The sequence below is a fragment of the Streptomyces scabiei 87.22 genome (assembly GCF_000091305.1).
Taxonomy (GTDB): domain Bacteria; phylum Actinomycetota; class Actinomycetes; order Streptomycetales; family Streptomycetaceae; genus Streptomyces; species Streptomyces scabiei.
Genome location: NC_013929.1, coordinates 110,130 through 123,793, shown reverse-complemented (window position 1 = coordinate 123,793; position 13,664 = coordinate 110,130). Strand labels below are relative to the sequence as shown.

The 13,664-nt window shown below is 71.0% G+C and carries 8 protein-coding genes and 5 pseudogenes; 12 read left to right on the top strand and 1 reads right to left on the bottom strand.

What is annotated here, in order from left to right:
* The first annotated feature begins 85 nt into the window (after positions 1 to 85).
* Both SCAB_RS00515 and SCAB_RS00510 read left to right on the top strand, forming a co-directional pair.
* Entirely contained in the window at positions 86 to 904 is an 819-nt protein-coding gene (locus SCAB_RS00515) for an inositol monophosphatase family protein (RefSeq protein ID WP_012998084.1), read from the top strand.
* Positions 905 to 945: 41 nt separating this feature from the next.
* Positions 946 to 1,536, top strand: a complete 591-nt coding sequence (locus SCAB_RS00510) for an NADPH-dependent F420 reductase (RefSeq protein ID WP_012998083.1) — start codon at positions 946 to 948, stop codon at positions 1,534 to 1,536.
* Between the two features lie 428 nt (positions 1,537 to 1,964).
* Here the strand turns inward: SCAB_RS00510 and SCAB_RS00505 are convergent, their stop codons facing one another.
* Positions 1,965 to 2,408, bottom strand: a complete 444-nt coding sequence (locus SCAB_RS00505; RefSeq protein ID WP_012998082.1) for a hypothetical protein — start codon at positions 2,406 to 2,408, stop codon at positions 1,965 to 1,967.
* Positions 2,409 to 2,739: 331 nt separating this feature from the next.
* Here SCAB_RS00505 and SCAB_RS00500 point away from each other — a divergent pair, with 331 nt between their 5' ends.
* From SCAB_RS00500 to SCAB_RS00455, 10 genes and pseudogenes are all read left to right on the top strand, one after another.
* Positions 2,740 to 4,647, top strand: coding sequence for a glycoside hydrolase family 5 protein (locus SCAB_RS00500; protein WP_012998081.1), 1,908 nt, complete (start codon positions 2,740 to 2,742; stop codon positions 4,645 to 4,647).
* Between the two features lie 221 nt (positions 4,648 to 4,868).
* A pseudogene (locus SCAB_RS49195) lies at positions 4,869 to 5,204 on the top strand (NF041680 family putative transposase); the annotation flags it as partial.
* A 12-nt stretch (positions 5,205 to 5,216) separates the two neighbouring features.
* A pseudogene (locus tag SCAB_RS00495) lies at positions 5,217 to 5,775 on the top strand (fatty acid desaturase family protein); the annotation flags it as partial.
* Entirely contained in the window at positions 5,772 to 7,016 is a 1,245-nt protein-coding gene (locus tag SCAB_RS00490) for a sensor histidine kinase (protein WP_049875630.1), read from the top strand. The pseudogene SCAB_RS00495 and the gene SCAB_RS00490, both read left to right, overlap by 4 nt.
* Before the next feature lie 12 nt (positions 7,017 to 7,028).
* The gene (locus SCAB_RS00485) at positions 7,029 to 7,703 is read left to right on the top strand and encodes a response regulator (RefSeq protein WP_012998078.1); all 675 of its coding nucleotides are present in this window, start codon (positions 7,029 to 7,031) and stop codon (positions 7,701 to 7,703) included.
* Positions 7,704 to 7,837: 134 nt separating this feature from the next.
* A pseudogene (locus tag SCAB_RS00480) lies at positions 7,838 to 8,664 on the top strand (ABC transporter ATP-binding protein).
* Positions 8,665 to 8,886: 222 nt separating this feature from the next.
* Positions 8,887 to 9,180 (top strand): annotated as a pseudogene (locus SCAB_RS00470) (FtsX-like permease family protein); the annotation flags it as partial.
* Between the two features lie 211 nt (positions 9,181 to 9,391).
* On the top strand, positions 9,392 to 10,789 hold the full coding sequence (locus tag SCAB_RS00465; RefSeq protein WP_041668750.1) for an MFS transporter: 1,398 nt from the start codon (positions 9,392 to 9,394) through the stop codon (positions 10,787 to 10,789).
* The gene (locus SCAB_RS00460) at positions 10,786 to 12,006 is read left to right on the top strand and encodes an FAD-dependent monooxygenase (protein ID WP_012998074.1); all 1,221 of its coding nucleotides are present in this window, start codon (positions 10,786 to 10,788) and stop codon (positions 12,004 to 12,006) included. Before SCAB_RS00465 ends, SCAB_RS00460 begins: the two co-directional genes overlap by 4 nt.
* Positions 12,007 to 13,002: 996 nt before the next feature.
* A pseudogene (locus SCAB_RS00455) lies at positions 13,003 to 13,606 on the top strand (IS110 family transposase); the annotation flags it as partial.
* Positions 13,607 to 13,664 lie beyond the last annotated feature (58 nt).

Genomic DNA, 13,664 nt, shown 5'->3' with positions numbered 1-13,664 from the left:
TACCGTTGAGGCGAAAGCGCAGGAAAGAACGCGCAGTTGGGCCCTCGACCGGACTCAACACCCCTTCTCAGACGGGAATACCACCATGCCCGAAACGCTCCAGACCACTGATGTCGCCGTCTCCGACGCGGACCTGCTCGCCCAGACCGCGATCGCCGTACGTGAGGCGGGTTCGGCGCTGCGCCAGCGCTTCGGCGAGGTGACCAGCCCGCAGAGCCGCGAAGAGTTGATGCGCGCGCTCGCCGTCAACGACGACGCGGCCCTCGACATCCTGCGTCCCCGCCTCACGGGCCTGCTTCCGACGGCCGGCTGGGTGGAGGACGAACTGGACGGCGGGGCGCTGCCGCCCGGCGAGTGGTGGGTCGTGGATCCGGCCGAGGGCAACGTGAACCACCTGCACGCCCTGCCGGAGTGGGCGGTGACCGCCACCCTCGTGCGTGAGAACCAGCCGGTGCTCACCGCGGTCCACCTGCCGTTGACCGGAGAGACCTACACCGCGCTCACCGGCGCGGGCGCGCACCTCGACGGCCGGCCGCTGCATGTCTCCCAGAGCGCGGACCTCGCCCTGAGCATCGTGGCCACCAGCCAGGCCCGGCCGGACGAGGACGAAAAGGTCGTGCGGCGCGTCGGCTCCTCGATCACCGCGATGCTCTTCGACGCGCTCGTCGTGCGCGTCGCCGTGCCCGCCACCTTGCACCTGCTGAACGTGGCCGCCGGCCGCATCGACGCCTTCTGGCAGTTCGCCGGCGCCCGCGCGGACCTGCTTCCCGGAGCGCTGCTCGTCACCGAGGCCGGTGGACGGATCTCCGATGCCGAGGGCCGCCCCTGGACCCCGCAGAGTCAGAGCTTCCTGGCCGCCGCGCCAGGCGTCCACGCCGAGGCCGCAGCCACGCTCTCGCGCTGACCGCGCACCACACCCTGCACGCACGGAAGGACCAGATCATCATGACCACGATCGCAGTTCTCGGAAACGGTCGCGTCGGCGGCAACCTGGCGGCAGCCCTCGCCCGGGCGGGACACGAAGTGACCGTGGCGGACCGCACGTCGGGCGTCGCCGCCGTCCGGACTGCCCGGATCGTCATCAACGCCACCCCGGGTGCCGGTTCGCTGGACCGGCTCGCCGCTCTGCGTGAAGAACTCCGGGACAAGATCCTCGTCGACGTCTCCAACGCCACCACCGACGGACCGGACGGACTGCCCGCCGATCTGCTCCACCCCGGCTCGAGCCTCGCCGAACAACTCCAGGAAGCGCTCCCCGAAACGCGCGTCGTCAAGACACTCAACACCATGCTCTTCCCGGTGATGACCTCGCCGGCCACGCTCGTCCAGGCTCCCACCGCGTTCCTCTCCGGTGAGGATCTGCAGGCCAAGCAGACCGTCCACGAACTGCTCACCGACCTCGGCTGGCAGAAGGAATGGATCACCGACCTCGGCGGGATCCAGACCGCCCGCGCCACAGAGGCCGCGATCCTGTTCGTACCGCACGTCATCCGGTCCGCCGGATTCACACCCTTCGCGATCTCAATCGCCCGCTGACTGTCGAGCTGAGCCGGCTGGAGGTGGCCGGAGACGGCACGTGGCGTCGATGGTCTTTGTACTTCTGCCACTCGCGCACCGCAGGCTCGTACACGCTGTCAAGTCGCTTGAAGAGCGCGCCCAGATCAGTAGTAGGAGCCGGTCATCGCGGGGTAGTTCGTGTATCCCTCCGCGCCCCCCGCGAAGTACGTGTCGCGGTCGGCGAGGGGACTGCGAGCCGCCAAGGCCAAGGGCGGCCAGGGCGGCCGCCTTCCCGCTGCCCCGGGCGACATGGCCGTCGACCTACGCACCGCGTACCTGGAGGGTCGCGCGAGGGGATCGCTGTTGATCTCCTCGCCCTGTCCGTCATGTAGTAGCGGACGGCCCGGTCCGCCGAGCAGACGGCGAGGTCCCGGTCGCCGCAGTCGTAGAGCACCCCGCGTTCAGGCTCAGGACCCAGGGGAAGTCGAGCAGATGGGCCTGGCGGCTTCACCGGCGTCGAGCTCCAGACAGGTGACGACGGCCTCGTCCGACTCGACGACGGCGGACGCCCCGTGGCCCAGCGCGTGCGCCTTGCGCGCGTGGACGTCGGCGAGGAGCGGCACCATGGTGGACGCGCTCTCCTCGCCGGGCGCGGCCGACGCGGCGAGTTCCTCGTAGACGGCCGCGCACTCCGTGAGCGCGTCGAGGGCCTCGCCCGGTTCGCCCGCGCTGGTCAGCGTGGAGCCCAGGCCGTACAGCAGGTTGCCGAGCATCTCCTTGGCCGCGTGGTCGGCCGGGTTCCGCTCGATCAGGCCGTACATCAGCCCCCGGGCCTCCTGCTGCAGGGCCACGCCCTCGGCGGGCCGCCCGCCGAGCATCAGCACCTGCGCCTCGGTGAACAGCTCGCCCACGCGCCGCTGGAGAGCGGTGTCGCCGGGGTCGCCTGTGCCACCTGTGCCGCGGCCGTCATCGGGTGCACCCGACCGCGACCGCCGACGCCACTTCATCCGACTTCCCCCTCAACGCCCACGGGGGTTTCATCCCCTCCCAACTGCCGTGCAAACAGGCTGAGTTCTCGACCCGGGGCGAGAAGGGCCTACGCATGACGATTACGGGAGGGGGCGGTCACAGGCCTGGACCAATCGCATGGCGCCCGCCATGATGACGCCGCCATGACAACAGTGTCGGGCGGGTCCCGTCCGGCGGGTCTCGTGGATCTCGTGGATCTCATGGAGGGTCACCGTGCGGGGAACCTTCGTCAGGGCGGCGCTGGCCGCCGTGTTCCTGTTGTCGCCGCTGGTGTCCGTCCCCGCGGACGCGCAGGAGCCCGCCGGTGCCGCGGTGTCCGCCGCCGGCTGGACCGCCCCGCTGAGCACGCGGGGCCGCTGGATCGTCGACGCGGACGGCGACCGTTTCAAGCTGCGGTCGGGCAACTGGCACGGCGCGAGCGGGACTTGGAACGGCTCGGGGAGCGTGGACGAGGACGCGAACCATCACGCGGGGGAGAACTCCGGCCGGACACCGCTGGGCCTCGACCGCGCCCCGGTCGCCGAGATCATCGCCGGGTTCCGGGAGATCGGGATCAACAGCGTCCGGCTGCCGTTTTCCAACGAGATGATCCACGACGGCGTCCCCGTCACGGACGACGCCGTCGCCGCCAACCCCGCCCTGCGCGGCCGGACCCCCCTCCAGGTGTACGACGCCGTGGTTCGCGACCTCACCGCCGCCGGTCTCGCCGTCATCCTCAACAACCACACCAACACCACCCGTTGGTACTGCGGGGTCGATGGCAACGAACGCTGGAACGCGAGCCGTTCGGACCGGGAGTGGGAGGACGACTGGCTGTTCATGGCCCGCCGCTACCGCGACAACCCGCGCGTCGTCGGCGCGGATCTCTACAACGAGGTGCGCCGCGACATCTGGGACGACGCCAACTGGGGCCTCGGCGACGCCCACGACTGGTTCGCCGCCTCCCAGCGCGTCGGCGACCGCATCCTGACGGAGGCCAACCCCGAGCTGCTGATCATCGTCGAGGGCATCAACTGGACCGGCGTCCCCGTCGACGGCCTGCCCCACGAACGCCCCACCCTGGAGCCCGTACGCCGTCTCTCGCACACCCTCGTGGACTCCGGCAAGCTCGTCTACTCCGCCCACTTCTACGACTACACCGGCCCCCGGCACAGCGGCGCCACCGGGATCGGCGAGACCAGCGACCCCCGCTACCGCGATCTGACCCCGGCCGAGCTGGTCGACGTACTGACCCGGCAGGCGTTCTTCGTCACCGGCGAGCAGAACCGGCACTTCACCGCCCCGGTCTGGATCAGCGAGTTCGGCGTCGGGGGCCGGGCGGAGACCGGGGTGCGGCCACGGGCCTGGTTCGAGAACTTCGTCGACCAACTCATCCGTACCGACGCCGACTTCGCGTACTGGCCCCTCGTCGGACGGCACGAGAACCGCACCGGCAACGGCTGGGCCCTGCTCCACTGGGACGCGGCTGGCGACCGTATGGGCGTGTACGACGGTGACGACTGGCGGGCCGCCGCCTGGGCCCGGCTGACCGGGGCCCCGGGCCGCACCGGTCACGTCGACCCGGTGCCGGAGTGGGTGATGCTCAGCCCGGACCACGGTGACTTCGTCGCCTCGCGGCGCATGCGCGCCCTGCCCGACTGGGACCCCGGGGCCCGTAAGGCCGTCTGCCCGGACGGGCTGCGCCTGCTTGGGCTGAGCCACACCGGCAATCGGGGCCTGTGCTCGGACGTGTCCGCCGGGCCCGGGTGGGACCCGGCCGCCGGGCACCGGGTGGTCGTCGACGAGCGGTATGTCGTACCGGGCCGGGACTGGGCGGGCGGCTACACCAAACTCCAGTGCCCCGACCGGCACTTCCTCACCGGCTACAGCGTGCGCGGGGCGGCCGTGTCCGCCGCGCTGTGCGTGCCCGCCGCGCCCGGCCCGCCCCTGGGCACCGGTGGGCACACGGTCTGGTTCGACCGGGGCGACAACCGAGGCTCCGCCCCCAAGGGCGGTGACTTCGCCCAGGGGCACTACAAGGGGCAGTGCGCGGACGGCGAATACGCCGCCGGGATCGCGTACACGGGCCGTGTGGGCTCGTCGCGCACCCCGGACGCGCTGTACTGCCGACCGCTGGGCTGAACGCTGACGCCGCGCACGTCCAAGCCCGCGTCGCGTGCGTCTTGGCTTGTCGTTTATGTACCGTCCGCGTCATAGGGTGGGGGGATGGTTCCAGACGGCGTCTGACCGGCTGGCAACCTTCTGAAGTTCGCGGGCACTTCGGAGTGATATGGCCTGCATCACGGTGTCGAGGAGGGCTCGGGCTTCGAGGGGTTGCAAACCACGGCCGGATCGACATCGGCCGGCTGCGGACCGTGCTGGCGGACCGCTGGACCTGACTCCTGATCGTCGCGCACACCCAGCTCCGGCTCGCCCGCCCCCTCGCCATGGACCTCCGCCGGCCCTGGGAGAAATCCGCCACCTCCGACCGGCCCACCCCGGCCCGGGTCCGCCGGGGGTTCAGGAACATCCGCGCTCAGCTCGCCTGCCCGGCCCGTGTTCCCAAACTCGGAGGCACCGGCCCCGGACGGCCACGCGGTGCCAAGAACAAACACCGAGCCCCCCGCTACAACGTCGGCAAAACCTTCAAACGCCCCGAGACCCTCAAGGCCATCGGCAAGCCAGGAAGATCTTGGTAGATAAGGAGCAAGTTGAAGCTCCACGGCTTCCAGGACCTGCGCCGTCGGACCGGCCGCGAACGACTGGTGGAGGGCACGCTCCTCGTCGCCCACGTCGCCGCGTACGTCACCCTCCTCCTGACGACCATGCCGCTCACGCACGCACTCGTCTTCGCGGCGCTCCACCAGGCCTGGTTCGGGCTGCACCTGGGCATGGCCTTCGCGCCCCACCACAAGGGGACGGACATGCCCGACCCCGACGGCGAGAAGGGGGGACACCTGCGGCTCCAGGTCCTCACGTCCCGCACCGTCAGGGGCAGCTTCCTCACCGACTGGTTCCGCGGGGCCTCAACTACCAGATCGAGCACCACCTGTTCCCCGGCATGCCCCGCCCGCACCTGAGGCTCGCCCAGTCCATGGTGAAGGCCCGCTGCCGCGACCCCGGCATCCCTACGCGCAGACCGACCTCGTCGACTCCTACCGTCAGGCCCTGCGGCACATGTGGGAGAACCGCTGCGTGCCGACATATGAGGAGCCGACGCCTTGCGCCACTCCGGACGCCGTCGCGGCGCACATAGGCTGGTGCACATGACCTCAGTGGAGGAGGAACGCCCGCGCGCACTGCTCGCGGGGGCTTCGCGGCGATGGGTGCGGCTGCTGCCGTGGGCCGTGGCGTTCGTGCTGTGCGTCGCCCTGCTGCCCACGACCATCGTGGTCCTCAGCGCCGACTACGGCCTGACCGGAGGCGTCGCCGGCGCTTTGGCCGGCGCTTTGGCCGTCGCGCAGGCCGCGCCGCTGCCGCTCGCCGTCGTACGGCCGCTGCAGGCCTGGTACGTGGTCTTCGTCGCGGACGTCGCCGGGGCGCTCGCCCTGCTCACCGTCGACTTCCAGGAACGGCTGCTGTGGCCGTTCCCGCCCATGGAGATCGTCGGGTACGTCGGCCTCTGCCTCGCCCTCGGGCTGCGCGAGCGGCGTCGGACACTGCTGCTGGTGTGGCTGGCCACGGCCGCCGCGAACGTGGCCCTGGGGTTCGTCGCGCCCCATGGCTTCGGTGCCATGGGCCTGCTGTTCACCATCCTCGGGGGCGTCGCGCTCCTGCTGGGCGGTGCGCTGCGCGAGCGGTCCGAGGCGCAGCGCAGGCTGGTCGAGCAGGAGACGATCAGCGAGGCCGAGCGTGGCCGGCGGACGCTGCTGGAGGAGCGCGCCCGGATCGCCCGTGAGCTGCACGACGTGGTGGCACACCACATGTCCGTCATCACGGTGCAGGCGGACACCGCGGAGTACCGCCTCGACAGGCTGCCGCCGGACGTGCGGGAGGAGTTCACGTCCATCGCGGCGACCGCGCGCGAGTCGCTCGGCGACATGCGACGGCTCCTCGGCGTGCTGCGCAACGAGGAGGCGCACGGCGAGCTCGTGCCCCAGCCGGGCCTGGCGCAGATCGGGCAGCTGGTGGAAGTGACGGCGAGGGCCCGCGGGCCGGTGGAGTTCACCCCCTGCGACGTCGAGGTGCCCGAGGCGGTCGGCCTGTCCGCGTACCGGATCGTCCAGGAGGCTCTCTCGAACGTCGTGCGGCACGCGCCGGGTGCCCGCACGCAGGTGTCGCTGTCGGTGACGGCGTCCGATCCGCAGGACGGTGCGCGGCTCACCGTCCTGGTCGTCAACGGACCGCCGCCCCAGCCGCCCGACGGGCCGCTGGAGGTGGGCGGCACTGGGCACGGCCTCGTCGGCATGCGCGAGCGGGTGCGGCTCGTCGGAGGCAGCCTGGACACGGGGCCGCTGCCGGACGGCGGCTTCCGGGTCGCCGCCCGACTTCCCCTGAACTTCCTTGACTGAAAAGGACTTCACATGACGACGCGCGTCATCATCGTCGACGACCAGGCCATGGTGCGGGCCGGCTTCGCCGCCCTGCTTGCCGCCCAGAGCGACATCGACGTGGTGGGCGAGGCCCCCGACGGCGCGCAGGGCGTCGAGCTGAGCCGGCGTACCCACCCGGACGTCGTGCTGATGGACGTGCGGATGCCCGAGATGGACGGGCTGGAGGCAGCACGCCGCCTCCTGGAGCCGGCACCCGGTGTGACACACCGGCCGCGTGTCCTGATGCTCACCACCTTCGACGTCGACGACTACGTCTACGAGGCGCTCCGGGCGGGCGCGAGCGGATTCCTCCTCAAGGATGCGCCGCCGGCCGACCTCATCGCGGCGGTCCGCGTCGTGGCCTCGGGCGACGCGCTGCTCGCCCCTTCCGTGACGCGCCGCCTCATCGCGGACTTCGCCAGGCAGCGTCCCGCCGTCCGGGGCAAGCCCGCGCTGCGGCTCAAACGCCTGACGGAACGTGAGACCGAGGTCCTCACGCTGGTGGCCCGCGGGCAGTCGAACGGGGAGATCGCGCAGACGCTGGTGCTGGCTGAGCAGACGGTGAAGACACACGTCAGCCGTGTCCTGACCAAGCTCGACCTGCGCGACCGCGCCCAGGCGGTGGTCTTCGCCTACGAGTCGGGGCTGGTCGCTCCGGGCGAGTAGGACCGCCCCCGCCCCTCCTCCACCCCCTACCGCGGTAGCACCCCCACATTGGCTCCCCGGTATGACGCCCGGCGCAAGGCCGTCCCCGCACTCTTCACCCGTCACAGAGGGTGCATGTGAGAGGGAGACGGGACATGAGGCTACGCAGGGGCAAGCGGCAGAAGGCGGACAACCGGCCCGAGGTCTCGGCCGCCACGGTCCCTCTCGCCGTCGAACTGCGCGACGTCCGGCGGCAGTACGGCCGCGGGGCGGGCACGGTGCACGCCCTCGCGGGCATCGACCTCGCCCTGCCGCGCGGCACGTTCACCGCGGTCATGGGCCCGTCCGGGTCCGGCAAGTCCACCTTCCTGCAGTGCGCCGCCGGGCTCGACCGGCCGACGGCGGGATCCGTGCGCCTCGGCGGCACGGAGATCACCGGCATGAGCCAGAACGAGCTCACCGAGCTGCGCCGCAGCCGCCTCGGCTTCGTCTTCCAGGTGTTCAACCTGCTGCCGTCGCTGACCGTGGAGCAGAACGTGCTGATGCCCGTGCGCCTGGCCGGGCAGCGCCAGGTTCGGCGCCAGGCGCAGGCGGTGCTCGCCCAGGTCGGACTCGCCGACAAGGCGAAGCGCCGGCCCGGAGAGCTCTCCGGCGGTGAGCAGCAACGCGTGGCCGTCGCCCGCGCCCTGGTCACCAGCCCCGACGTGATCTTCGCGGACGAACCCACCGGCGGCCTCGACACCGGCACCGCCGCCGAGGTCCTCGGCCTGCTGCGCAACGCGGTGGACGCTCTGGGCGCCACCGTTGTCCAGGTCAGCCACGACCCGGCCGCGGCCGCCTGGGCGACCGTGTGCGGTTCCTCGCCGACGGCGCCTTCGCCGACCACCTCGAGCGCGGTTCGGCGGAGCAGATCGCGGCACGGATGGCCGTGCTCACCTCGCGCGCCTCCCGCTCCGGTGCGATGGCGAGGGCGGCGGCGTGACGCGCCCCAACGGACTCGCCCGTGAGGCCGTGCGCTTCAAGCCCGCGTCCTTCGTGGGGACCTTCCTCGCGCTGTTGATGTCCGCACGGATCGTCTCGGCCTGCAAAATCCTGCTCGAGACCAGCCTGCGCGCCTCCGTGCCGCCAAAACGGTACGCGAACGCGCCGGTCGTCGCGGCGGCGGACCAGAACACGTACGTCGTCACCGGCAACGGCGAGGAGCGTGATGACGGTCCTGGACCGCCGCCGCGAGCTGGGCATGCTGCGCCTCGCCGGCTCCACCCGGCGTCAGGTGATGACGATGCTCCGCCGGGAGGGCCTGCCGGCCGCTGTGGTGGGCGTGGTCCTCGGCTCCGCGATCGCCGCGGCCACGCTGATCCCGATGATGAGCGGCGTGACCGGTGACATGCCGTACGTGCCCCCGCTGGTGTACGGATGCTTCGCGGTCGCCGCCGGCGGCCTGGCCCTGCCGGCGGTCACGCTGCCGGCCCGGGCCACGCTGCGCCGCTGGTCCTAGCCCATCCGGGGCGGCAGCCGGCATCGCATCGGCCCCCGTACCCGGCTCCCACCCCGTATCGGCTCCCGTCCCTCGGGCCGCGGAGCAGCGCACACCGTGCCGCGGTGGCCCTTGCCCGCGTCCGGCACAAGCCGCGGGGCGGCAGCGCCACATGCCGTGCGCGCCCCCCACTGCCCCCTTCCTCACCCGGGCAATGACGGAAAGGACACTCATGACCACAACCCTGGCTCCCCCGGCCCCCATCGGGAAGGCCGCTGTCGGAGCCCTCGGTCTACTGGCACTGTCCGCCGGCGCTCTGGAGTCGGTGGTGTCACCGACGATCCCGCTCCTGGAACGCGAACTGGACATGAGCCAGTCCGAAGGGGCGCTGCTCAGCATCGTGCTCCTCATCACCGGGGCACTCATCACGCCGTTGGCAGGCAAGTTCGGCGACCGCTACGGCGGGAAACGGGTCCTGATCCGGCTGATGGCACTTGTCGCGGTCGGCGGCACGGTGTCCGCCCTGGCCCCGAACCTGCCCGTGCTGCTGCTCGGCCAGGTGCTGCAAGGGGCGATGGTGGGCGCGCTTCCCCTGTCGTTCATCGTCGTGCGCAGAAACCTGCCCCCGGGAGAGTCGAAGGTTGCCATCGGGGTGGTCAGCGGACTCTTCGTCGGGGGAGGGATGGTCGGCATGCTGTCGGCCGGGCCGGTGGCGGAACAGCTCCCCCGGCACTGGATGTTCGCGCTGCCCACGATCGCGGTCATCGGGGCCACCCTGCTCGTGAACAGGCTCATGCCGTCCGACCAGCCGGGCGGGTCCGACGGCGCCGACATCGACTGGCCCGGCCTGCTACTTCTGAGCGGGACACTGGTCACGCTCATGCTCGTACTCGCGTTGGCGCCCGAAGCGGCCTCGCAACCACTCGTGCTCGGCGCCCTCGTCGTCTTTCTGGCCGTCTTCGTCACCGGTTGGGTGTCCGTCGAACGGCGTGCGGCCTCTCCGATGATCGATCTGCACATGCTGGCACGGCCCGCGATCTGGAAGGCGTGTGCGCTGACATTCGTGATCTGCCTCGGCACCTCGATGGCGGTCTATCTCGTTCCGCAGCTGCTCGACGAGCGCGGCGACGGGTACGGATTCAGCGCCGGCGCCACCGAGATCGGCTTCTTCCTGCTGCCCGGCGCCGTCGCCGCGACGCTGGCCGGGCCGCTCGGCGGTATCGGGGACCGGCGTTTCGGCTCGCGTGCCGTGGTCAACACCGGGGTCGTCATGATGGCCGTCTCCCTGGTCGTCCTGGCGTCCGTGCACACCGAGGTCTGGCACCTCGTCGTCGGCAAGGCGCTGATCGCGCTGGCCAACGGCCTGTGCGTCACGGCGATGATGACCAGCACTGCCACGGCCGTCGATGCCAAGGACACCGGCATCGCCACCAGCCTGATCCTGGTGAGCCGCGTACTCGGCTACGCCGTGGGCGGGCAGCTCGGTGGTGCGCTCCTCACCGCCGCAACCCCTTCCGGGTCGCAGGTCGCGGCCGAATCGGCCTACGTCACCGGCTTCGTCGTAGCCGGCGTCGTCACGTCGCTGGCCCTGTTCGTCACTCGCACCATGCCCAAAGGAGTCAAGGAATGACCCTCACCGATCAGCTGACGGATGTCCCTAGCACGCCGAGGCGCAAGGTCCTGATATCCGGGGCCGGCATCGCGGGGCCCGCCCTCGCGTTCTGGCTGAACCGCTACGGATACGCGGTCACGGTCGTGGAGAAGGCACCCACCCTGCGTGGGGGTGGCTATCCCATTGACGTGCGCGGCACCGCACTGGAAGTCGTCCGAAGGATGGGGATCCTGCCGCGGCTGCGGGACGCGCACATCGACCTGCGGCGGCTGACCTTCCTCGACTCGGACGGCAGCGAGGTGACCTCCCTTCACCCGCATGCCGTCACCGGCGGCGTCGCGGGACGGGACCTGGAGGTACGGCGCGGGGATCTGACACAAGCGCTGTACACGGCGGTCCGTGACGACGTGGAGTTCCTGTTCAACGACTCCATCGACACCCTCGACCAGGGCGAACACGGGGTCGACGTCACCTTCCACGGGGGCGGCAGCCGTACGTTCGACATGGTGTTCGGTGCGGACGGCATGCACTCGCGCACCCGGGAGATGCTGTTCGGCCCCGAAGAGCAGTTCCACCGCTACCTCGGCTACTGCTTCGCTGTGTTCACCATGCGCAACACCTTCGGGCTCTCCCACGAGACCGTGATGTGGAACGCCCCGGGCAGGGCCGCGGCACTGTACGCCGTGTGGGACGACGACGAGGTGCACGCCTTCCTGAACTTCGCCCGGCCGGAGCCGCCCATGGACGTGTTCCGGGGCCCGCAGGCCCAACGCGACCTGGTCGCCGAGGTCTTCGCCGACGCGGGATGGGAGGTCCCGGGCATGCTGGCAGCCCTGCGCGAGGCGGAGGACCTGTTCTTCGACGGGGTCAGCCAGATCCGCATGCCCCGCTGGTCCAGCGGCAGGGTCGCGCTGGTCGGCGACGCCGCGTACGCGCCCTCGTTCCTCACCGGACAGGGCACCAGCCTCGCGCTCGTCGGCGCGTACATGCTCGCCGGCTGCCTCGCGGACCGGGGTCACGGCGCGGGCTTCGCCGCCTACGAACGCGACACCCGGCAATTCGTGACCGCGAACCAGGGGCTGGTCAGCCAGGGCGGCGCCACCCTCTTCCCCACCACCGCCCAGGCCCTGGAGCAGCGCAACGAACGACTGCGCAGCCTCAGCGCCATGCCCCCGGCGGAGGGAAAACCGGCTCATTCGGCGCTCACTCTGCTCGAGCCCCTGCGCCCGGCATGACCGCCGAGCCGGGTCGGGCCCTGCTGGCTGATGGAGCTCCATCTGGAACAAGTCGAGCCGTTCCGTCACCGGCCCGTGTCATGTCGTCAGCGCGGGTCGACGCGCGGCCTGGACGTCGTCTCCGGCCTCCACGGCCAGGACGTAGTCGAAGCCGAGCTGGACCAGGTGCGGGGGCAGCGAGGGAACGATGGGGGACACAGGCAGCTCCTGACGTACGGTCGCCGTGCCGATCACGGTGACGTGCCAGCAGGGTCGGCCCGCCAGCCTGTGGACAGAGGACAGAGAACCCTCCACCCTGAGCCGGAACGGACGAACCGGGGCTGCAAGGGTCAAAGCAGGCCCCCTTGTCGATTCGTGGTCGGCCCGACCACGGACCCCTTGCCGATGCGGCGCGGGCCGCCAGGAGCGCACGTTTCTCCTAATCCAGGGTGTGAGCGGTTCGGTCTGGTCCCCACAAGGGGCCGACAGGCGGCTTGCGACGGACGGCGGAACGCCTTCGGCCCTCTTGGTCCTGGAGACCCGCTTTGAGATTGGTGCCGCTGTCCACCCGGTGGGTTCCGTGGCGGTGACATGGGCGTCGGGCAACGCCTGTTGCCAGCCTGGCCCCAGAGGCCTTCGCATAGAGCGGCGAGACCCGGCGCCTTCGCCACCGCCACGGAACCCACCCCCGTCGGTGCATCGCGGTGATGACGCGGGCACCGGGCTGATGCCTCCGTTTCCCCGGGTCCTTCGAGGCCTCTGTCAAGAGCGGCACAGCCCGGTGTCTCCGTGATCACCACGAAACTCACGGCTGCTGGCCGGACGTTGACCGTCACGGCGCGAGCCCGCTCCAGGGACTACCTCTTGCTTCCATCCGCGAGCCCGTGAGCTCTGCAATAGACCGAGCCCCTGGGGTGCGCTGGTGTCGCGAACGGCTACTGAGATGGCGGACCTGTGAGTCCTGGGATTAGGGCGCCGCGTGACCCGCATGTGCTCGTGACCTGCACAAACGAACGGATCCAGGAGGACAGCTTGAACGTGTCCTGCGGCATCGACTGGGCGGAGCGCCACCACGACGTCGCCTTCGTCGACGACACCGGCACCCAGCTCGCCAAAGCCCGCATCAGCGACGACGCAGCCGGCTACCACAAGCTCCTGGACCTCTTGGCCGAACACGGCGACAGCCCGGAGAACCCGATACCCATCGCCGTCGAGACCAGCCACGGCCTGCTCGTCGCCGTCCTGCGCACCGGCAGCCGCGAGGTCTTCGCGATCAACCCGCTGGCCGCCTCCCGCTACCGTGACCGCCACGGTGTCAGCCGCAAGAAGTCCGATCCCGGCGACGCCCTGGTCCTGGCGAACATCCTGCGCACCGACCGGCACGCGCACCGGCCGCTGCCCGCCGACAGCGAACTCGCCCAGGCCATCGCGGTACTGGCGCGCGCTCAGCAGGACGCGGTCTGGAGCCGCCAGCAGGTTGCCAACCAGGTCCGCTCACTGCTGCGCGAGTACTACCCCGCCGCACTGCACGCCTTCCAGGGCAAGGAAGGTGGCCTGACCAGGGCAGACGCCCGGGTGATCCTGACCCTGGCCCCAATCCCGGCGAAGGCTGCCCGGCTGAGTGCGTTGTGGCTAACCGGATTTCGTTCGAGGTGTGCGGCGCGGGTGATCATCTGGAC

Bases quoted from the DNA above. Each gene is read 5' to 3' on its own strand.
- SCAB_RS00485 (WP_012998078.1), top strand. From the start codon at position 7,029: ATGACGACGCGCGTCATCATCGTCGACGACCAGGCCATGGTGCGGGCC.
- SCAB_RS00490 (WP_049875630.1), top strand. From the start codon at position 5,772: ATGACCTCAGTGGAGGAGGAACGCCCGCGCGCACTGCTCGCGGGGGCT.
- SCAB_RS00465 (WP_041668750.1), top strand. From the start codon at position 9,392: ATGACCACAACCCTGGCTCCCCCGGCCCCCATCGGGAAGGCCGCTGTC.
- SCAB_RS00510 (WP_012998083.1), top strand. From the start codon at position 946: ATGACCACGATCGCAGTTCTCGGAAACGGTCGCGTCGGCGGCAACCTG.
- SCAB_RS00515 (WP_012998084.1), top strand. From the start codon at position 86: ATGCCCGAAACGCTCCAGACCACTGATGTCGCCGTCTCCGACGCGGAC.
- SCAB_RS00460 (WP_012998074.1), top strand. From the start codon at position 10,786: ATGACCCTCACCGATCAGCTGACGGATGTCCCTAGCACGCCGAGGCGC.